Below are 19,614 nucleotides of genomic sequence, written 5' to 3' on the forward strand. Positions count from 1 at the left end.
GTGCGGGTCCTGGGATGTGACGGCCGGGGCGCGCGGGGTCGCCGGGGTGCGCGGAGAGGTGCGGGCTGAGGTATGGCGGGCGGATACGGGGAGATACTGAGGACGCGGTACGCGTTCCGGCTGCTGGCGGGAACGCTGGTGGGCCGGCTGCCGAACGCGACGGCTCCGATCGCGGTGCTGCTGCTGGTGCGTGCCGAAGGCGGTTCGTACAGCCTGGCGGGCGCCCTGGCGGCGGTGTACGGCGTGGCGAACGCGGTGGGGCAGCCGGTGCTCGGGCGACTGGTGGACCTGCGGGGGCAGCCCCGGGTGCAGTTGTCGGCCGCGGTGGTGTCGGCGCTGGGCATGACCGTCTTCGCGGTGGCGGGGACGGACACGCCGGCGCTGGCCTATGCGGCGGTGGGGGTCGGCGGGCTGTTCGTGCCGCCGCTGGAGAGCGGCCTGCGGGCCTTGTGGCCGACGGTGCTGAGGGTGGACCGGGTGCCCGCGGCCTATGCGATGGACGCCGTGGCCCAGGAGGTGATGTTCACGATCGGGCCGCTGCTGGTGAGTCTGATCGTGGCGCTGTGGTCGGCGCGGGCCGCGGTGGTGGTCGTCAACGTCATCGGTGTGCTCGGAGCGCTGTCGGTGGTGGTGTCGGCGCCGTCGCGAGCGTGGCGTTCGGAGCCGCGGGTGGCGCACTGGCTGGGTGCGCTGCGCGCCCCCGGGCTGCTGGCGCTGCTCGGTGCCTTCCTCTTCGTGGGCCTGGCGATGGGGGCGATCACGGTGGCCGGCGTGTCGTATGCGGACGGGCACGGCGGCGACGTGGTCTACGGCTGGCTGATGGCGGCACTGGGGTTCGGGGCGCTGTTCGGTGGCCTGGGCTACGGGGCGCGGCAGTGGGCGGGTGCGGCGGAGCGCCGGTTGGCGGTGCTCGTGGCGCTGCTCACGGTGGGGTACGTGCCGTTGCTGCTGATGCCGGGGGCGGTGGCGATGACGTTGCTGTCGGTGGTTGCGGGGGTGTTCCTGGCGCCGTCGATCGCGTGCGCGTTCGTGGTCGTCGACCGCCATGCGCCGCGGGGGACGGTGACGGAGGCGTTCGCGTGGCTGGTGACGACGTTCACGGTGGGCAGTTCGGTGGGCACCGCGGTGACGGGGCCGGTGGTGGAGTGGGGTGGGACCGTCTGGGGGTTTGCGGTGCCCGGGTGTGCGGGGGCGGTCGCGTTCCTCGTTCTGCTGGCCACGAGGCCGGTCCTCGCAGCTACCGGGCGTGTGGTGGGGGAGGGGGTGGCGGCGGAAAATGATCGGAATGGTGTGCCCGAAGCCGGTTTCAGTGAGCGCGGTCGGGCGTAATGTTCAGTCATGGACCGCCGCATTTTCGGGCTGGAGAACGAGTACGGCGTCACGTGTACGTTCCGGGGACAGCGGCGCCTGTCTCCCGACGAGGTGGCGCGGTACCTCTTCCGCCGTGTTGTGTCATGGGGCCGCAGCAGCAACGTCTTCCTGCGGAACGGCGCCCGTCTCTACCTCGACGTGGGCTCGCACCCGGAGTACGCCACGCCGGAGTGCGACAGCGTCACGGAGCTGGTCACGCACGACAAGGCGGGCGAGCGCATCCTGGAAGGCCTGCTGGTGGATGCCGAGCGTCGGCTGCACGAGGAGGGCATCGCGGGTGATGTGTACCTCTTCAAGAACAACACCGACTCCGCGGGGAACTCCTACGGCTGCCACGAGAACTACCTGGTGGCCCGCCACGGCGAGTTCTCGCGCCTGGCGGACATCCTGATCCCGTTCCTGGTCACGCGGCAGTTGCTGTGCGGCGCGGGGAAGGTGTTGCAGACGCCGCGTGGTGCGGTGTACTGCGTCAGTCAGCGTGCCGAGCACATCTGGGAGGGTGTCAGCTCGGCCACGACGCGTTCGAGGCCGATCATCAACACCCGCGACGAGCCGCATGCGGATGCGGAGCGTTACCGCAGGCTGCACGTGATCGTCGGCGACTCGAACATGTCGGAGACGACGATGCTGCTCAAGGTCGGGGCGACCGACCTGGTGCTGCGGATGATCGAGGCCGGGACCGTGATGCGCGACCTGACCCTGGAGAACCCGATCCGGGCGATCCGCGAGGTCAGCCACGACACCACCGGCCGGCGCAAGGTGCGTCTGGCGAGCGGCCGGGAGGCTTCGGCGCTGGAGGTGCAGCGGGAGTACTTCGAGAAGGCGCTGGACTTCTGCGACCGGCGCGGCATCCGCAAGGGCACGGTCGAGCGGGTGCTGGAGCTGTGGGGCCGGGCGCTGGAGGCGATCGAGCAGGAGGACCTCGACCGCATCGGCACCGAGATCGACTGGGTGATGAAGTACAAGCTCATCGAGCGGTACCGCAGCAAGAACAACATGACCATGTCGCACCCGCGGGTCGCGCAGATAGACCTCGCCTACCACGACATCCACCGGCGTCGTGGTCTGTACTACCTGCTGGAGCGCAAGGGCCAGGCGGCGCGGATCTGCAATGACCTGAAGATCTTCGAGGGCAAGTCGGTGCCGCCGCAGACGACGCGTGCGCGGCTGCGCGGCGACTTCATCCGGCGTGCTCAGGAGCAGCGCCGGGACTTCACGGTCGACTGGGTGCACCTGAAGCTGAACGACCAGGCGCAGCGGACGGTCCTGTGCAAGGACCCGTTCCGCAGCGTGGACGACCGGGTGGAGAAGCTCATCGCGGGAATGTGAGAGCCGTCACACCAGCATAAAGGGCTCCGTATGTGGAAGCTGCGGAGCCCTTGTGCATGCCGTGCTTCAGGAGGTGAGGGCGGCGGCCGTAGAGTGAGCCGCCGGAACACCCCCACTACCCCGAGGACACCGACGTGCGACGCCGACTTGCTGCCTTGCTCATCGTGCCGGCCCTGGCACTGACCGCCTGCGGAGGTGGGGACTCGGGCAAGAAGGACGCGTCTCCCACGCCCAGCAAGTCGGCGCAGGCGGTGAACCTCAAGCCGGTGGACACCGCGTCCCCGATGCCGAAGGTCGCCGGAGAGCGCGGCCGGAAGGCCGACATCACCATTCCCAAGAGCACCCCGAGCGGAAAGTTCGTCGTGCACTCGCTGAAGGACGGCGACGGCCCGGTGGTGAAGAAGGAGGACCTGGTCGTCTCCCACTACACCGGCAAGGTGTGGCAGGGCGGCAGGGACCTGGGCAGCTCATACCAGCAGGGCGGGGCGCCGCAGGTCATCCCGGCGGGCAAGAAGACCATCATCGCGGCGTTCTCGCAGGCGGTGATGGGTCAGAAGGTGGGCGGCCGGGTGCTGGTCGTGGCGCCGCCCGACGCCGCGTTCGGCAAGCAGGGCAACCAGCAGTTGGGCGTCAAGGGCACCGACACCATCGTGCTGGTGCTGGACATCGACCGGATCATCCCGCAGACGGCGCAGGGCAAGCAGGCCCCGATCCCGTCGGACCTGCCGAAGATCAACGCCGACAAGCCGGCGCCCGCCGTGATCTCGGTGCCGAAGAAGAACCCGCCGAAGGACCTCGTCGACCGGGTGCTCATCGAGGGCAAGGGCGACGAGGTCAAGAACGGCCAGACGGTGTACATGCAGTACAGCGGGGCGGCGTGGAAGCCGAACGAGGGCAAGGCCGAGGCCAAGCTCTTCGACTCGTCGTACAACGTGGGCACGCCGTTCTCCACCGTGATCGGCGAGAAGCAGGTCATCGAGGGCTGGGACAAGGGCCTGGTGGGCAAGAAGGTCGGCAGCCGGGTGCTGCTGGTGATCCCGCCGCAGCTTGCGTACAAGGACCAGGACAAGGGCCCGGACCTGCCCGCGAACTCGACGCTGGTGTTCGTGGTGGACATCCTTGCGGCGATGTGAGGCCGCGGATGCGAGACTGTCCCGGTTGCCCAACCGTACTGAGCAGGAGCACGTGACGTGAGCATCGACAAGCCCGAGATCGACTTCCCGGGCGGAGAGCCCCCGGCGGATCTGGAGATCAAGGACATCTGGGAGGGGGACGGCCCGGTCGCCAAGGCCGGCGACACCGTCTCGGTCCACTACGTGGGCGTGGCCTTCTCCACCGGTGAGGAGTTCGACGCGAGCTGGAACCGCGGCACGCCGCTCCAGTTCCAGTTGGGCGTCGGCCAGGTGATCACCGGCTGGGACCGGGGCGTGCAGGGCATGAAGGTCGGCGGTCGCCGCCAGCTCACCATCCCGGCCCACCTGGCCTACGGGGACCGCGGTGCGGGCGGCGGCCGGATCGCCCCCGGCGAGACGCTGATCTTCGTCTGCGACCTGGTGGCGGTCTGAGAGGTCCGTCCTGATGTGATCTGATACGGCCGGCCGGATGCGGACCGTGTCCGGCCGGCCACGGGACCCATGTCCTCGGACATGGGTCCTCGCTTTTGCCCTGCCGCCCGGGAGCGGTACGGTCAGCGGGCGGAAGGCCTAGTGAGAGGACGTTGGGGGCGGCGATGGCCATTGCCAAGGCCGAGCGGCTGATGAACCTGGCGCTGTGCCTGCTCGGTACGCGCCGCCCGCTCAGCAAGCGCGAGCTTCGCGACTCGATCGAGGCGTACGTGGAGGCCGCTGCCGCGGCCGGCGGCGCGTCCGCTTCCGACGACTCGTTCAACCGGATGTTCGAACGCGACAAGGACGACCTGCGCGAGCTCGGCCTCGTCATCGACACCGTGGAGAACATCGACGGCGAGGTCGGTTACCAGGCCCGCCGCGACAGCAACCGCCTGCCGCCCGTCGCCCTGGACGCCGAGGAGGCCGCCGCCCTCGGCCTGGCCGCCAAGGTGTGGCAGCAGGCCAGGCTCGCCGGAGCGGCCAGCGGCGCCCTGCAGAAGCTGCGCGCCGCCGGGCTGCCCGAGGACGTCGACCCCTACGAGACGCACGGCGCGCTCGAACCGCGCATCCCCGCCCATGAAGCCGCCTTCGAGCCGCTGATGCTGGCCTGCCGGGACCGCCGCGCGGTCACCTTCGACTACCGCAAGGCCACCGCCGCCCGTCCCGAGCTGCGCACCGTGGAGCCCTGGGCGCTGGAGTGCTGGCGCGGCCACTGGTACCTCGCCGGCTGGGACCGCGACCGCCGCGCCGAGCGGGTGTTCCGGTTGTCCAGGATCACCGGCCGGGTCAGGAGCCGCGGCGGCCGGTTCACCGCCGAGGTGCCCGACGTGGTCACCGTCCGTGAGACCGTGGCGAGCTGGGCCGGCGAGTCCGCCGACCGGCGCGCCCGTATCAGGCTCCGCTCCGGCGCCGGCTACCCGCTGCGTGCCAAGGCCGGCTCCGTACGGGAACTCGGCGACGGGTGGGACGAGTTGGAGATTCCGTACGGGCACGGGCTCGACGCCTGGCTGGTCGAGTTCGGCCCCGACGTGGTGGTGCTCGAGCCGGCCGAGCTGCGTGCCGACGTCGTGGACCGGCTACGCGCCGTGGCCGAGGGCTGAGGGGGAGAGCAAGGACCATGGAAGCCACACCCCCGCGTCCCGGCAGGCCCCAGCGGCCGGCCCGGCCGCCGAACGCCATCGACCAGACCCGCCGGATGCTCTCCCTGGTGACCTATCTGCGCGAACGCCCCGGCGCCCGCGTCAGCGACGTCGCACGGGCCTTCGGCATCACCGAGGACGAGCTCATCTCCGACCTCGACGTGCTCCCGATGTGCGGCACCAGCTTCCGCGGCGGTGACCTCCTCGACATCGACACCGACGGCGACCACATCTGGTGGCGCAATCCCGGCGCACTGGCCGCGGAAGCCGCCGAGCCGCTCAGGATCGCCGCCGACGAGGCCACAGCCCTGCTGGTCGCGGCCCGCGCCGTGGCGACCCTGCCGGGGCTGCGGGAGAGCGACCGCAGGGCCCTGCTGCGCGCCACCGCCAAGCTGGAGACGGCCGCGGGCGAGGCCGCCGGCGCCAGCTCCCGGCTCTCGGTCACCTTCGAGTCCGAGGGCGGCGTCTTCGCCGACGTCGACCGCGCCATCTCCGAGCGGCGCAGGCTCTGGATCCGCTACTACTCCCCGGCCCGCGACGAGGTCACCGAGCGCGAGATCGACCCGATAAGGCTGGTGAGCGTCGGGCACACCTACGTCGAGGCCTGGTGCCGCCGCTCCGAGGCCCGCCGCACCTTCCGCCTCGACCGGGTCGCGGAGATCAAGGTCCTCGACGAGCCGTCCGCCCCGCCCGAGATCGAGCTGCGCGACCTGTCCGAGGGCCTGGTGCAGCCGGCCGCCGAGGACCCCGAAGTGGTGGTCGAGGTCGGCCCCGGCGGCCGCTGGGTCGCCGAGTACTACCCGCACGACAGCGCGGAGGAACTGCCCGACGGCGGTCTGCGGATCACGCTGCGCACCCCCGACCCCGCCTCGCTGCGCAGGCTCGCCCTTCGGCTCGGCCGCGACGGCCGCATCGTCGCGCCGCGCGAACTCGTCACGAGCGCCCGGCAGGCCGCGGCAGCGGCACTCGCGGCCTACGACGCCCCGGCGCCGCACGACCGGTCCACGCCGTACGGAACCCCGCCGCCCTGCGAGGACCCCGCGCCGCACCGGGGCCCGGCCCCGGACGCAGGCCCCGTGCTGAACGGCCCCGTGCCACAGGCCGCTCTCCCCCCGAACGGCCCCGAGCCGGCCGCCGCCTCCGCGCTGAACGGCCCCGTTCCGAACGGTCCCGTGCCGGGCGGCGCCCCGGCAGCGCCGTCCGGCGGACCGGTGGCTCCCGTGCGCCGTGGGACACCCCCGCAGTCCGGTGCCCCCGAGCCGTCCCGCCCCCGCGAACAGCCCCTGGATCCGGGCGGGTCGGCACCGCCGAAGCCCGCGCGGGCCGCTGCGCCCGCCCCCTCCCGGCCCGCCGCCGGACACACCCAGGCCCCCCACACCTCCCCCCACCACAGGCAGGAGCAGAAGCTTTGAGCACGTCGGTCATGTCAGGGACGGAAGACGCCCGGACCCACGACGCTTCCCAGCCGCCGCAGGGCGGCCCCGGGTTCGACCGTGTGGGCCCGGTGCTGTACAAGGCCGCCTGCCCCGACTGCCGGGCCAGACTGGAGCTGCACGCCCACGCGCTGCGGCTGGCCATCGGAGCCACCCGCAAGACCACCTTCTACTCCTTCACCTGCCCGGAGTGCGGTGCCGCGGTGCGCAAGCCCGCCGGCGAGCGCATCGTCGAGCTGCTCACCAAAGGCGGGGTGCGCACCCTGCGGCTGCACACCCCGCGCAGGTCGTAGGCGGTGCCGATGTCCTGGGCGATGCTCGCGGTGGCCGCCGGCTTCCTCGGCCTGGCCGTGCTCGGTGTCCTGGCCGTACGGGTCTACGTGGCGGCCGAGCGGCTCGGCCGGCAGGTGGCGGAGTCCGCACGGCGGATCAACCACGCCGCGAAGGACCTGGAGGAGGCCACGGCGGCGGCCGCCAGGACGGGCGCGCAGCTTCGCTGAGCCCGCCGTGCCCGGCCCGGCCCGCTGCCGCTGCCGAGCCACTGGGCCGCATGGCCTGTCGAAGGGCCAGGCCGTGCGGGTACGCTGCTGACCGTGGCCCGAGGACGAGGCGCGGGCCGCGCCGGGAGTACGCTCGGGGATTGCTCCGTGTTTACCCCTGAGGGTTACGATCCCTGAGAGCACGGTGGCCGGATCCGTTCGGCCGATCGAGCCGTAATCCCGTCCCACGCCGCCTCGGTGAGAAGGTAGAGACCATGTTCGGAAGGCTCGGCGCCCCCGAGATCATTCTCATCCTCGTCGTCATCGTCCTGCTGTTCGGTGCGAAGAAGCTTCCGGACATGGCCCGTTCCCTCGGCAAGTCCGCACGCATCCTCAAGAGCGAGGCGAAGGCGATGAAGTCGGACGGCGCGACGCCGACCGCCCCCGCCGACCCGCCGGCCGCCGACTCCTCCAAGCGCACCATCCAGGCGGCCCCCGGCGACGTGACCAGCTCGCGTCCGGTCTCCGAGCCCACGGACACCACGCAGCGCTGACGACGCCGAAGCGGTCAGCGATGCACCGCCGCATGAGATGAGGACGTGGGTTGCTCAGGTCTGCCCGCAAGAAGGAGAAGGATCCCGACGGCCGGATGCCGCTCGCGGATCATCTGCGTGAGCTGCGTAACAGGCTCGCCAAGGCCGTCCTGGCGATCATTGTGGTCACGATCGTCGCCGCCTTCTTCTACAAGGACATCGTCGAGTTCTTCACGAACCCGATCCTGGACGCCGTGGGGTGCCACTCCAGCTTCGACGACCTCTCGCAGAGGAACAGCGGCACCTGCGCGCGCATCGTCCTGAACGGCCTGCTGACGCCGTTCACGCTGGCGCTGAAGGTCTCGCTGATGGTCGGGGTCATCGCGGCCTCGCCCATCTGGCTCTACCAGCTCTGGGCGTTCGTCGCACCCGGCCTGCACCGGCACGAGAAGAAGTACGCCCGCGCCTTCGTCGGCACGGGTGTCCCGCTCTTCCTGGGCGGGGCGTTCTTCGCCTACAAGACCCTGCCGACGATGGCGACGGTGCTGCTCACCTTCTCGCCCGGCGACCTGGACAACCTCCTGCCGTTGGACGAGCTGATCGATCTGATCACCCGCATGGTGGTGATCTTCGGTCTCTCCTTCGAACTGCCCCTGCTGCTGGTGATGCTCAATCTCACCGGTGTGCTCTCCGGACGGCGGATGCTCGGCTGGTGGCGGGCGATGATCATGGGCATCACGGTCTTCGCGGCCGTCGCCACGCCCAGCACCGACCCGCTCACGATGCTGGCCCTGGCCGGTCCGATCTGGGTGCTGTACTTCGCGGCCACCGCGTTCTCCCTCTTCAACGACCGCCGCAAGAGCCGCATCGAGGAGGCCGGGCCCGACGACGACGAGGCGTCCGACCTGGACCTCACCCCGGGTGACATCGGAGGTGTGGAGTCCGTGGCCGCCACGCGCGCGCTGCCCGAGCAGGCCACCAGCGAGGAGAACCGGGTCAACGGTTACGACGACGTGACCTGACCGGCCCGCGGCGCGTCCGGTCACCTTGTAGGGTCCTCCCTCAGACTCCGCCCTGGGGGACCCGCAGTGACCAGCGAGATCAGCCTGTTCGTCAACCCGGCCGCAGGCCGCGGCCGAGGCGCTCACGCGGCGCAGTCGGCCGCCTCCGCGCTGCGCACGGCCGGCTTCACGGTCTCCACCGTCCTCGGCCTGGACGCCGAGGACGCGCTCCGCAGGGCCCGTGGCGCCGTCAGGGGCGGCACGGGCGCCCTGGTGGCCGTCGGCGGCGACGGCATGGTCAATCTCGCCCTGCAGGCCGTCGCCGGTACCAGCACGCCACTCGGCCTGATCCCCGCCGGCACCGGCAACGACTTCGCCCGTGCCCTGGCCCTGCCCGTACGGGACCCGGCGGCGGCCGGCCGGCTGGTCGCCGCGGCGCTCAGGGGCGCGCGCCTGCGCGAGGTCGACCTCGGCCGGGCCGCCGGCCGCTTCTTCGGCACCGTCCTCGCCTCCGGCTTCGACTCCCGGGTCAACGACCGGGGCAACCGGATGAGGTGGCCCACCGGCCGCCTCAAGTACGACCTGGCCGTGATCGCGGAACTCGCCGCGTTCCGGCCCGTGCCGTACCGCATCACCCTCGACGACGGCAGCCCGCTGCACACCGAGGCCACGCTGGTCGCCGTCGGCAACGGCCCCTCGTACGGGGGAGGCATGAGGATCTGTGCCGGGGCCGACCTCGGCGACGGGCTCTTCGACGTCACCGTCGTCGGCGACTGCAGCCGTGCCACCCTGCTCAAGGTCTTCCCGCGGGTCTACGCCGGAACGCACCTGGACCACCCCAAGGTCACCGTGCACCGCGCCGCGAAGGTCGAACTGGCCGCCCCGGGCACCACCGGGTACGCCGACGGCGAGCCGCTCGGCCCGCTGCCGCTGATCGCGCAGTGCGTACCCCGGGCGGTGCGGGTGCTGGTCCGCTGAGTCCACGCGCGGGCCCGCGGGCGCACGTGCCGGCCCGCCGGGCGCACCGCTCCGGTGCCCGCCGCGGCCCGCCGCCGGTGGCGCGGCGGCGCCCGCCCGGTCGTGCCCCGGTGCCCGTCCGGTGCCGCTCCGGCGCCCGCTCGGCCGCCGGCCGCCGCGCGGCCGCCGCGGCCGACCGCGCAGGACGCCCGGCTGACCAGGTGCGATGCCCCGATCCCGATAAAGATCGTGCACTGTCACAGGCGGCGGGTAGGCTCGAAAGTACGATGACTGAGGATCTCTCACCGGCCGAGCGGTACGCGGCAGCCCGTAAGCGTGCCGCCGAGCAAGCCACGGCGCTCGGCACCTTCCGCGGGATGTACGACTTCGGCCTGGACCCGTTCCAGACCGAGGCATGCCAGGCCCTGGAGGCCGGCAAAGGCGTACTGGTGGCCGCCCCCACCGGCTCCGGCAAGACGATCGTCGGGGAATTCGCGGTGCACCTGGCCCTCAGGCAGGGCAAGAAGTGCTTCTACACCACGCCCATCAAGGCGCTCTCCAACCAGAAGTACTCCGACCTCGCCAAGCGGTACGGCCCCGACCAGGTCGGCCTGCTCACCGGCGACAACAGCGTCAACGCCGACGCCCCGGTGGTCGTCATGACCACCGAGGTGCTGCGGAACATGCTCTACGCGGGCTCCCAGACCCTCCGCGGCCTCGGCTACGTCGTCATGGACGAGGTGCACTACCTCTCGGACCGCTTCCGCGGCGCGGTCTGGGAGGAAGTGATCATCCACCTTCCGGAGTCGGTCACCCTGGTCTCCCTGTCCGCCACCGTGTCCAACGCCGAGGAGTTCGGCGACTGGCTGGACACCGTCCGCGGGGACACCGAGGTGATCGTCTCCGAGCACCGCCCGGTGCCGCTGTTCCAGCACGTGCTGGCCGGGCGGCGCATGTACGACCTCTTCGAGGAGGGCGAGGGCCAGAAGAAGGCCGTCAACCCCGACCTCACCAGGCTGGCCAGGACCGACGCCACCCGTCCGGCCTTCGGTCCCGGGCGCAGACGCGGCAGGAACCTCCGCGAGGCCGACCGTGAGCGCGAGCGCCGCCAGCGCTCCCGGGTGTGGACCCCGAGCCGCCCCGAGGTGATCGAGCGCCTGGACGCGGAGGGGCTGCTGCCCGCGATCACCTTCATCTTCAGCCGGGCCGGGTGCGAGTCCGCCGTCCAGCAGTGCCTCTTCGCCGGCCTGAGGCTCAACGACGAAGAAGCCCGCGGCCGGGTCCGCGAGATCGTCGAGCAGCGCACCGCTTCCATCCCGCCCGAAGACCTGCACGTGCTCGGCTACTACGAATGGCTGGAGGGCCTGGAGCGCGGCATCGCCGCCCACCACGCGGGCATGCTGCCGACCTTCAAGGAGGTCGTCGAGGAGCTGTTCGTGCGGGGCCTGGTCAAGGCCGTCTTCGCCACCGAGACCCTCGCCCTCGGCATCAACATGCCGGCCCGCTCCGTGGTCCTCGAGAAGCTCGTCAAGTGGAACGGCGAGCAGCACGCCGACATCACCCCCGGCGAGTACACCCAGCTCACCGGCAGGGCCGGCCGGCGCGGGATCGACGTCGAGGGCCACGCCGTGGTGCTGTGGCAGCGCGCCATGAGCCCCGAGCACCTGGCGGGGCTGGCGGGCACCCGCACCTACCCGCTGCGCTCCAGCTTCAAGCCGTCCTACAACATGGCCGTCAACCTGGTCGAGCAGTTCGGCCGGCACCGCTCGCGCGAGCTGCTGGAGACGTCCTTCGCCCAGTTCCAGGCCGACAAGTCGGTCGTCGGCATCTCCCGCCAGGTGCAGCGCAACGAGGAGGGCCTGGAAGGCTACAAGGCCTCCATGACCTGCCATCTCGGCGACTTCGAGGAATACGCGCGGCTGCGCCGCGATCTGAAGGACCGTGAGACGGAGCTGGCCAGGCAGGGTGCGGCACAGCGGCGGGCCGCGGCGGCCACGGCCCTGGAGAAGCTGCGGCCCGGCGACGTCATCCACGTCCCCACCGGCAAGTTCGCCGGCCTCGCCCTGGTGCTCGACCCCGGTGTGCCCGCGGGCCGCTCCAACGGCCACCGCGGCTTCGACCAGCACGACGGCCCCCGCCCCCTGGTGCTCACCGCGGAGCGGCAGGTCAAGCGGCTGGCGTCGATGGACTTCCCGGTGCCGGTGGAGGCGCTGGAGCGGATGCGCATCCCCAAGTCGTTCAACCCGCGCAGCCCGCAGTCCCGCCGCGACCTGGCGTCCGCGCTGCGCACCAAGGCCGGCCACATCGTCCCCGAGCGGCACCGCAAGCAGCGCGCCGCCGCAGCCGACGACCGCGAGATCGCCCGGCTCCGCACCGAGCTGCGGGCCCACCCCTGCCACGGGTGCAGCGACCGTGAGAACCACGCCCGCTGGGCCGAGCGCTACCACCGCCTGCTGCGCGACACCGACCAGCTCGAGCGCCGCATCGAGGGGCGTACGAACACCATCGCCCGCACCTTCGACCGCATCGTCGCGCTGCTGACCGAACTGGACTACCTGCGCGGCAACGAGGTTACCGAACACGGCAAGCGCCTCGCCCGGCTCTACGGCGAGCTGGACCTGCTGGCCAGCGAGTGCCTGCGCGAAGGCGTGTGGGAGGGCCTCGGCCCGGCGGAACTGGCCGCCTGCGTCTCGGCACTGGTCTACGAGGCACGGGTCGGCGACGACTCCCTGGCGCCCAAGCTGCCGTCCGGCGCGGTCAAGGCGGCGCTGGGCGAGACGGTTCGCATCTGGGGCCGCCTCGACGCCCTGGAGGAGGACTTCCGGATCAGCCAGGCGGAGGGTGTCGGCCAGCGCGAGCCCGACCTAGGGTTCGCCTGGGCCGCGTACATGTGGGCCTCCGGCAAGGGGCTCGACGAGGTGCTGCGCGAGGTGGAGATGCCCGCGGGCGACTTCGTGCGCTGGTGCAAGCAGGTGATCGACGTACTCGGCCAGATCTCGGCCGCCGCCTCCTTCGAGGGCTCCACGGTCCCGAAGGCCGCCCGCAAGGCGGTCGACGCGCTGCTGCGGGGCGTGGTGGCGTACTCGTCCGTGGGCTGACGGCCGGGCGGCCACCGGGTCCGAGGGCCCCGCGGGGCCGGGGCCGGGGCACGGGGCACGGGGCACGGGGTGCGGGGTGCGGGGCGATGAGCACGGGCACGCGCAGGAGTACGCACACCGGCACGGGTACGCGCACGGGTGGCGGTCGCGGCCGCCACCCGCACCGCCGGCTCCACGGGCTCGGCCGTCGTCCCGTCCCGGCCGCCTCCTGTCCGCCGCCGCCTTCCTGCGCGGGTCCGTACCGTACCGTGTCGGTTCCTCTGTCCGCGGGTGCGACGCGGCCTGCCGGCCCACGCCATGACCGGGTGTAGCCGCCGAGCCGCCCGGAATGTGCGGCATGTCCCCGCTCCGGTTCGCCGGGACTGCTTCGATGCGCCGTGCGTATCCCGCGCCCACCACCCCGTGGACCTGCGTGAAAGCGCCCCGGGGGCAGGGTGGCACGGCCGGTTCTGATATACCGGAGGCACTCACTCCATGTACGCGGGCATCACCCGACGTGTCAGTGGAGACGAGCCTACGCCGGCCCGCGGGGGGCTGTCAGAGGCTCGTGGAATATGACACGGGCGATCTCCCTGTCAGACTAAACTCCCTCTCAGCGCAACCGAGTTGAGGGTATTCCTGCGCTTTCCCACGCTTTCTCCCAAAGGTCCGCATGTTTGGTGAAAGTCCCCTTCCCCTGTCCACTGTCACACCACTGAGACACCATCCCCGAGTCAACCGTTCAGAGGGCATACATGGTGAGTGATCAACCACCTCCCGGTAGCCGCGACGTCCCCTACGCACGGGTGCTGCTGCTGCCCGCGCTGCTGATGGCAGCCGCGACCGCGGGCGCCGTCGTCGCCGTCACCCCACCGGCCAGGCTCGCCGTGGGCCTGTGCGGGGCGCTGTGCACCGTCCTGGTGCTCGTCGCCGCCGCCGAGGCCGTCCGCCGCGGACGTGCCGCACGTGCGTTACGAGCACAGTTCACCGAGCGCCTCGCGTTCCTGGAGCGGCGTCTCGCCGGCCACGACGAGGAGACCGTCCGCCTTGGCAGCCGGATCATCCCCGACGCCGTCTTCCGGCTGAAGCAGGGCTCGTCGCCCGACGAGGTCATCCGGGCCGTCGTCGACGAGGATCCCGACTACCGCGACCTGACCAAACCCCAGCGCGCGCTGCTGCGCTCCGTGCTGGAGACGGTGGACGAGGAGGAGGCGCTGCGCGAGGTCACCCAGCGCGCCTTCGTCAACATCGCCCGCCGCGTGCAGGCCATCGTCCACCAGCAGGCCGCGGAACTGCGCGGCATGGAGGAGGACTACGGCCGCAATCCCGAGGTCTTCGACGACCTGCTGCGCATCGACCACGGCACGGCGCTCATCGGCCGCCTCGCCGACAGCATCGCCGTGCTGGGCGGGGCACGCCCGGGCCGCCAGTGGCCCAGGCCCGTACCGCTGTTCAGCGTGTTGCGCGGTGCGATGTCCCGGATCCTTGAGTACCAGCGCATCGAGCTCCACTCGGTCGTCAAGGTCGCCGTCAAGGGCACCGCTGTCGAGCCCCTCATCCACGCCTGTGCGGAGCTGCTCGACAACGCCACCCGCTACTCGCCCCCGCAGACCACGGTGCACGTCACCGCGGTCGAGGTGCAGACGGGCATCGCCATCGAGATCGAGGACGGCGGCGTCAGCCTCAGCGAGGAGGCACGCATGCGTGCCGAGCGGATCCTCTCCGACGCCCAGGCGGGCATCGACCTCAACGACCTCGGCGAGACCCCGCGGCTCGGCATGGCCGTCGTGGGCCGGCTGTCGCGGATGTACGACATGAAGGTGTCGCTGCGCCAGTCCGCGTACGGCGGCGTGCGCGCCGTACTGATCGCGCCCCACGACATGCTCACCACCGGTCCCGCGACCGGTCTCGCGCACGGCATCGGCGCCTCCGCCGTACCACGTCTGGGTGACGACGGCACACTGGTCACGGCCGTGCCCAGCAAGAAGCGCCGCCCGACCGGACCCGTGCCCTCGCCCGTGCTGCCCACCCAGCGCACCGGCCCCGGCCCTCTGGAGGACGACGCCCCGGTGGTCACCGAATGGACCGCCATGGGGCTGCCGCAGCGCCGCAGCCGGGTCAAGACACCGCTCAGCCAGCGCATCGCCGAGGCCCGCGCCGAGGAGGCCGCACGGCAGGCGGGCGGTTCCGCGGCCTCGTCGTTCGCCTCGCCGCAGTCGCGTGCGGCCACGCAGCCGGAGCGTGAACCGGGCCTGTGGGTCGAGGCCTTCATGAACGGCGTCAACGGCGTCGAGGGTCCCGCCGGCGGCAGCGCCCCCGGCACCGGGACCAGCGCCGCCACGGGCACCGGGACCGGCAACGGCTCGGGAAATGAGCCCGCGGCCGACGAGAGCCGAACGGCCGGACCGGGCGCCGGCGACGGCAGGCCGACCGGTGCGGAGCAGCCACCGGCCCGCACACACTCCGATGACGTGGTGGACGAAGGGGACCCCAAGTGATCCAGCAGCGCGCCAACTTCGACTGGATGCTCAAGGAGCTCGCCGACTCCGTCCCGGGCACCCGCCAGGTCGTGGTCCTGTCGGCCGACGGTCTGCGGATAGCCCGCTTCGGCGGTGAACCCGACGCCGCGGACCGGATCGCCGCCGCCTGCGCGGGACTCCAGAGCCTGGCCAGCGCCGTGGGGACCGAGTTCCCCGACAGCGACGGCCGGATGCGGATGGTCATCATCGAGATCAGCGGCGGCTTCTTCTACCTGATGGCGGCGGGCTCCGGCGCCTATCTCGCGGTGCTCGCCGAGGAGACCGTCGACGCAGGGCTGATCAGCAACCGGATGCGAGACCTCGTGGCCCGCATCGGGGCCCATCTCACCAGCCCGCCGAGGCGTGACGGGCAGGCCGGATGACTCCTCCGAGGCGCCGGCGACGCCCGCCGGAAGCAGGCCTGGAGGGCAACCCGGAGCGGCTGTACGTGCTCACCGGCGGCCCGGACGGCGGTGAGCGCGCGCCTTTGGATCTGGTCACCCTGATCGTGGCGCATGCCGAGCCGCCGCCCACCGCCGGTCCCGAGCACACCGCCGTGCTGCGGCTGTGCGCCAAACCCCTGTCCGTGGCCGAGGTCTCGGCCTACCTCAATCTGCCGTTCAGCGTGGTCACCGTGCTGCTGACCGAGCTGCTGGCGGCCGAACTCGTGCTGGCGCGTGCACCGATCGTCCGCTCAGCGCTCCCGGACCGTTCCCTTCTCGAAGCGGTGATGCATGGACTTCAAAAGCTCTGACACGATCACGGGCCCCAGAAGCGAGGACGTGCTGCCCGACACGGCCGCGGCAGCCGTGAAAATCGTGATCGTGGGCGGCTTCGGCGTCGGCAAGACGACCATGGTCGGCTCGGTCAGCGAGATCCGTCCGCTGACCACGGAAGAGACCATGACCAAGGCCGGCATCGGCATCGACGACGACTACGGCTCCGCGAGCAAGACCGCCACCACCGTCGCCATGGACTTCGGCCGGATCACCATCACCGACCAGCTCGTCCTCTACCTCTTCGGTACGCCGGGACAGGAGCGCTTCTGGTTCTTGTGGAACGGCCTGTTCGAGGGCGCGCTCGGGGCGGTGGTGCTGATCGACACCCGCCGTCTGCAGGTCAGCTTCGACGTCATCGGCCGTCTGGAGGAGCGCGGCGTCCCCTTCGTGGTGGCCGTCAACGAGTTCCCCGACGCACCCCGCTACCCCGTCGAGGAACTGCGCACCGCGCTCGACCTGCCGCAGGACGTGCCGATAGTGCAGTGCGACGCCCGGACGCGCGCGTCCAGCAGGGACACGCTGATGACGCTGATGCAGTTCCTGCACTCGCTGGCGACCACCGCCTCCGACACCCGGTCCTGACGCCGCGTCCGGCCGCCGAAGACACCCGCCCGCGGGGCCGCCGTGCGGGTCCCGCCCGGCAGCCCCGGGCGGGTCCCGCCCGGCAGCCCCGGGCGGGTCCCGCCCGTCCCACCCCGACCTCCCCACCCGGAGACCCCACCGTGACCGACTCACCCTCCCGCCCGGGCCCGGCCGCAGCCGCGCCGCCACCCGGCTGCCCCGCGCACGCCTCCGCCGGCGGTACAGGCCCCGGCGGCCTGTACCGCCTGCACGGTCCTGAGGCCCAGGGCGACCTCGCGGGCCTCTACGAGAAGCTGCGCACCGAGCACGGATCCGTCGCACCCGTACTCCTGCACAACGACGTACCGGTGTGGGCGGTCCTCGGCCACACCGAGAACCTGCACATGGTCCGCACCGCCTCGCACTTCACCCGCGACACCCGGCAGTGGCGCGCCGTGCAGGACGGCACGGCGGGCCCCGACCACCCGCTCGCTCCCGTCTTCACCTGGCAGCCGATGTGCTCCTTCGCCGAGGGCGCCGAGCACCAGCGGCTGCGGGGCGCGGTCACCAGCGCCATGGCGAGCATCGACCACCGCGGTGTGCGCCGCTACATCCACCGCTACAGCCAGCGGCTCGTCAACGACTTCTGCGAGGCCGGCACCGCCGACCTGGTCAGCCAGTTCGCCGAGCACCTGCCGATGATGGTGATGTGCCAGATCCTCGGCATGCCGGAGGAGTACGACGAGCGCCTGGTGCAGGCCGCCCGCGACATGATCAAGGGCACCGAGACCGCCATCGAGAGCAACGAGTACGTGATGGCCGCGCTCCACCGCCTGGTCGCCCGCCGCCGCTCGGAGCCCGGCGACGACTTCACCGGGGCGCTGATCACCCACGAGTCGCGCCTCACCGACGACGAGGTGGCCCAGCACCTGCGGCTGGTCCTCATCGCCTCCTACGAGGCCACCGCGAACCTGATCGCCAACGTCCTGCGGGTCGTCATGACCGACCCGCGCTTCCGCGCCCAGCTCAACGGCGGCCAGATGACCGTGCCGGAGGCGGTGGAGCAGTCGCTCTGGGACGAGCCGCCCTTCAGCGCCATCCTGACGTACGTCGCCAAGCAGGACACCGAGTTGGGCGGCCAGCAGATCAGGGCGGGAGACGGGCTGATGCTCGGCATCGCGCCCGGCAACGCCGACCCCGTGGTGCGCCCCGAGCCCGGCGCCCATATGCAGGGCAACCGCTCCCACCTGGCGTTCAGCGGCGGCCCGCACGAGTGCCCCGGGCAGGACATCGGCCGCGCCGTCGCCGACACCGGCGTCGATGCGCTGCTGACCCGGCTGCCGGACGTGCGGCTCGCGGTGCCCGAGGAGGAACTGGACTGGACCTCGTCCATCCTCTCGCGGCACCTGGTCGCGCTGCCGGTCCGTTTCGAGCCCAAGCCGCCGCAGGACATCATGCGCCGTCCCAGCGCCGCCACGGCGGCCCGGCGGGACACCGACTGGCAGGTGACCTCGCCCGGCCCGGCCGACGGCACGGGCCCGGGCACGGCGGATGCCGCACCGGCCGGGCCCCCGGCCCCCGCCACCGCCGCGGCGTCCGCGCCGACGGCGCACTCGGCTGTCGCGGTGGCCGAGGCTCCCGCGCGGGCGGGCACCGCGGCCCGGGTCGGCCTCTGGCGGCGCCTGCTGCTCTGGTGGCGCGGGGACTGACGGGCCCTGCCCGGTGCGGTCGTGCGTCAGCGCGGCGCACGGCCGCCGGGCGTCAGCGCGGGGCCCCGTGCCCCGAGGAGGCCCCGTGCCCCGAGGGGGTGCCCGGCGCGGCCCACGCCGCGGGTGCCGCCCACGCCGCCAGCTCCCGCCCGCTGGTGAACCGGTGCTCCCGGCCGGTCACCGGATCGGTGAACCCAAGCACACGCGCGACCAGTTGCAGCGGGCGGCGGAAGTCGTCGTCCGGCACGGGGCCCGTCACCATCGGGTAGAGCGGGTCGCCCAGGATCGGCACGCCCAGGGAGTCCATGTGCACCCGCAACTGGTGGGTGCGCCCCGTGCGGGGCAGGAGCCGGTAGCGGCCCAGCCCCGCACGGTGCTCAAGCAACTCGACCCGGCTGACGGCGTTGGGCTCGCCGGGCACCTCGCGCGCGGCGAGCACACCGCGCTCCTTCTCGATCCGGCTGCGCACCGTGCGGGGCAGGGCGAGGCCCGGGTCGTACGCGGCCACGGCCTCGTACTCCTTGTGGACCAGCCGGTCGCGGAACAGCGTCTGGTAGGCGCCGCGTTCCCGCGGTCGCACGGTGAACAGCACGAGGCCCGCGGTGAGCCGGTCGAGGCGGTGGGCCGCGCTGAGCGTGGCCGTGCCCAGCTCCCGGCGCAGGCGCGCCAGCGCGGTCTCGGCGACATGGCTGCCGCGCGGGGTGGTGGCGAGGAAGTGCGGCTTGTCCACCACGACGATGTGCTCGTCGCGGTACACCACCAGCAGCGGGAAGGGCACCGCCGCCTCCGGCCGCCGCTCCCGGTGGAACCACACCGAGCCGCCCGGCCGGTACGGCGTGTCCGGCGCCACGGGCCGGCCGTCGGCGTCGACGAACGCCCCCTCGCGCAGCATCGCGTCGATCACCTCGGCCTGCGGCGCCAGCCGCTCCACCAGGTGGTCGCGCACGGTGGCCCACGCCCCGTCCGCCGGCAGCCTGACCCGTACCGGGTCGATGCCGTCGCGCTGGGGGAGGGGGGCAGGAGTGTGCCGCTTCCGTCTCATCGCGATCAAGCGTACGGGTCCGTGCGCGGGGCCGGGCCCGGAGCCGGGCGGCCGGGCCCGGAAGGAGAGGATGGGGCC

General features: G+C 72.3%; 17 protein-coding genes and 1 pseudogene. 17 read left to right on the plus strand and 1 reads right to left on the minus strand.

Features of this window, described 5'->3' with window-relative positions; all coding sequences use genetic code 11:
- Positions 1-72 precede the first annotated feature (72 nt).
- The 17 genes and pseudogenes from IE313_RS09065 (at position 73) to IE313_RS09145 (ending at position 18,494) form a co-directional block, all read left to right on the plus strand.
- Complete coding sequence (locus IE313_RS09065; protein WP_189930455.1) at positions 73-1,329, plus strand: MFS transporter; 1,257 nt, start codon at positions 73-75, stop codon at positions 1,327-1,329.
- A 9-nt stretch (positions 1,330-1,338) separates the two neighbouring features.
- Positions 1,339-2,700, plus strand: coding sequence for a Pup--protein ligase (gene pafA / locus IE313_RS09070; RefSeq protein WP_189930456.1), 1,362 nt, complete (start codon positions 1,339-1,341; stop codon positions 2,698-2,700).
- Positions 2,701-2,834: 134 nt separating this feature from the next.
- The gene (locus tag IE313_RS09075) at positions 2,835-3,833 is read left to right on the plus strand and encodes an FKBP-type peptidyl-prolyl cis-trans isomerase (RefSeq protein ID WP_189930457.1); all 999 of its coding nucleotides are present in this window, start codon (positions 2,835-2,837) and stop codon (positions 3,831-3,833) included.
- A gap of 57 nt (positions 3,834-3,890) precedes the next feature.
- Entirely contained in the window at positions 3,891-4,265 is a 375-nt protein-coding gene (locus IE313_RS09080; protein WP_189930458.1) for an FKBP-type peptidyl-prolyl cis-trans isomerase, read from the plus strand.
- Positions 4,266-4,429: 164 nt separating this feature from the next.
- Complete coding sequence (locus IE313_RS09085; RefSeq protein ID WP_189930459.1) at positions 4,430-5,407, plus strand: helix-turn-helix transcriptional regulator; 978 nt, start codon at positions 4,430-4,432, stop codon at positions 5,405-5,407.
- Between the two features lie 17 nt (positions 5,408-5,424).
- A pseudogene (locus IE313_RS09090) lies at positions 5,425-6,426 on the plus strand (helix-turn-helix transcriptional regulator); the annotation flags it as partial.
- A 443-nt stretch (positions 6,427-6,869) separates the two neighbouring features.
- A complete protein-coding gene (locus IE313_RS09095; protein WP_229924490.1) occupies positions 6,870-7,172 on the plus strand; it encodes a CpXC domain-containing protein in 303 nt (100 codons plus the stop codon).
- A gap of 9 nt (positions 7,173-7,181) precedes the next feature.
- Positions 7,182-7,379, plus strand: a complete 198-nt coding sequence (locus tag IE313_RS09100) for a hypothetical protein (RefSeq protein WP_189930460.1) — start codon at positions 7,182-7,184, stop codon at positions 7,377-7,379.
- Between the two features lie 254 nt (positions 7,380-7,633).
- Positions 7,634-7,912 carry a Sec-independent protein translocase subunit TatA gene (tatA, locus tag IE313_RS09105; protein ID WP_189930461.1) on the plus strand — a complete coding sequence of 93 codons (279 nt, stop codon included), beginning with the start codon at positions 7,634-7,636 and terminating at the stop codon, positions 7,910-7,912.
- Positions 7,913-7,962: 50 nt separating this feature from the next.
- Positions 7,963-8,913: a twin-arginine translocase subunit TatC gene (gene tatC / locus IE313_RS09110; RefSeq protein ID WP_189930462.1), complete on the plus strand. Its 951-nt coding sequence runs from the start codon at positions 7,963-7,965 to the stop codon at positions 8,911-8,913.
- A 66-nt stretch (positions 8,914-8,979) separates the two neighbouring features.
- On the plus strand, positions 8,980-9,870 hold the full coding sequence (locus IE313_RS09115; RefSeq protein WP_189930463.1) for a diacylglycerol kinase: 891 nt from the start codon (positions 8,980-8,982) through the stop codon (positions 9,868-9,870).
- A gap of 266 nt (positions 9,871-10,136) precedes the next feature.
- A complete protein-coding gene (locus IE313_RS09120) occupies positions 10,137-12,947 on the plus strand; it encodes a DEAD/DEAH box helicase (RefSeq protein ID WP_189930464.1) in 2,811 nt (936 codons plus the stop codon).
- Positions 12,948-13,681: 734 nt separating this feature from the next.
- Entirely contained in the window at positions 13,682-15,424 is a 1,743-nt protein-coding gene (locus IE313_RS09125) for an ATP-binding protein (RefSeq protein ID WP_189930465.1), read from the plus strand.
- Positions 15,421-15,828, plus strand: a complete 408-nt coding sequence (locus tag IE313_RS09130; RefSeq protein WP_189930466.1) for a roadblock/LC7 domain-containing protein — start codon at positions 15,421-15,423, stop codon at positions 15,826-15,828. Before IE313_RS09125 ends, IE313_RS09130 begins: the two co-directional genes overlap by 4 nt.
- The gene (locus IE313_RS09135; RefSeq protein ID WP_189930467.1) at positions 15,825-16,199 is read left to right on the plus strand and encodes a DUF742 domain-containing protein; all 375 of its coding nucleotides are present in this window, start codon (positions 15,825-15,827) and stop codon (positions 16,197-16,199) included. The genes IE313_RS09130 and IE313_RS09135 overlap by 4 nt, the downstream gene beginning before the upstream one ends.
- Entirely contained in the window at positions 16,180-16,806 is a 627-nt protein-coding gene (locus tag IE313_RS09140; RefSeq protein WP_189930468.1) for a GTP-binding protein, read from the plus strand. Before IE313_RS09135 ends, IE313_RS09140 begins: the two co-directional genes overlap by 20 nt.
- 140 nt (positions 16,807-16,946) lie before the next feature.
- Positions 16,947-18,494, plus strand: coding sequence for a cytochrome P450 (locus tag IE313_RS09145; protein WP_189930469.1), 1,548 nt, complete (start codon positions 16,947-16,949; stop codon positions 18,492-18,494).
- Positions 18,495-18,546: 52 nt separating this feature from the next.
- On the opposite strand, the gene IE313_RS09150 is transcribed toward IE313_RS09145, so the two are convergent.
- Positions 18,547-19,536, minus strand: coding sequence for an RluA family pseudouridine synthase (locus IE313_RS09150; RefSeq protein WP_189930470.1), 990 nt, complete (start codon positions 19,534-19,536; stop codon positions 18,547-18,549).
- Positions 19,537-19,614 lie beyond the last annotated feature (78 nt).

The organism is Streptomyces sulfonofaciens, from assembly GCF_014656295.1.
In the GTDB taxonomy this organism is placed as follows: Bacteria; Actinomycetota; Actinomycetes; order Streptomycetales; family Streptomycetaceae; genus Streptomyces; species Streptomyces sulfonofaciens.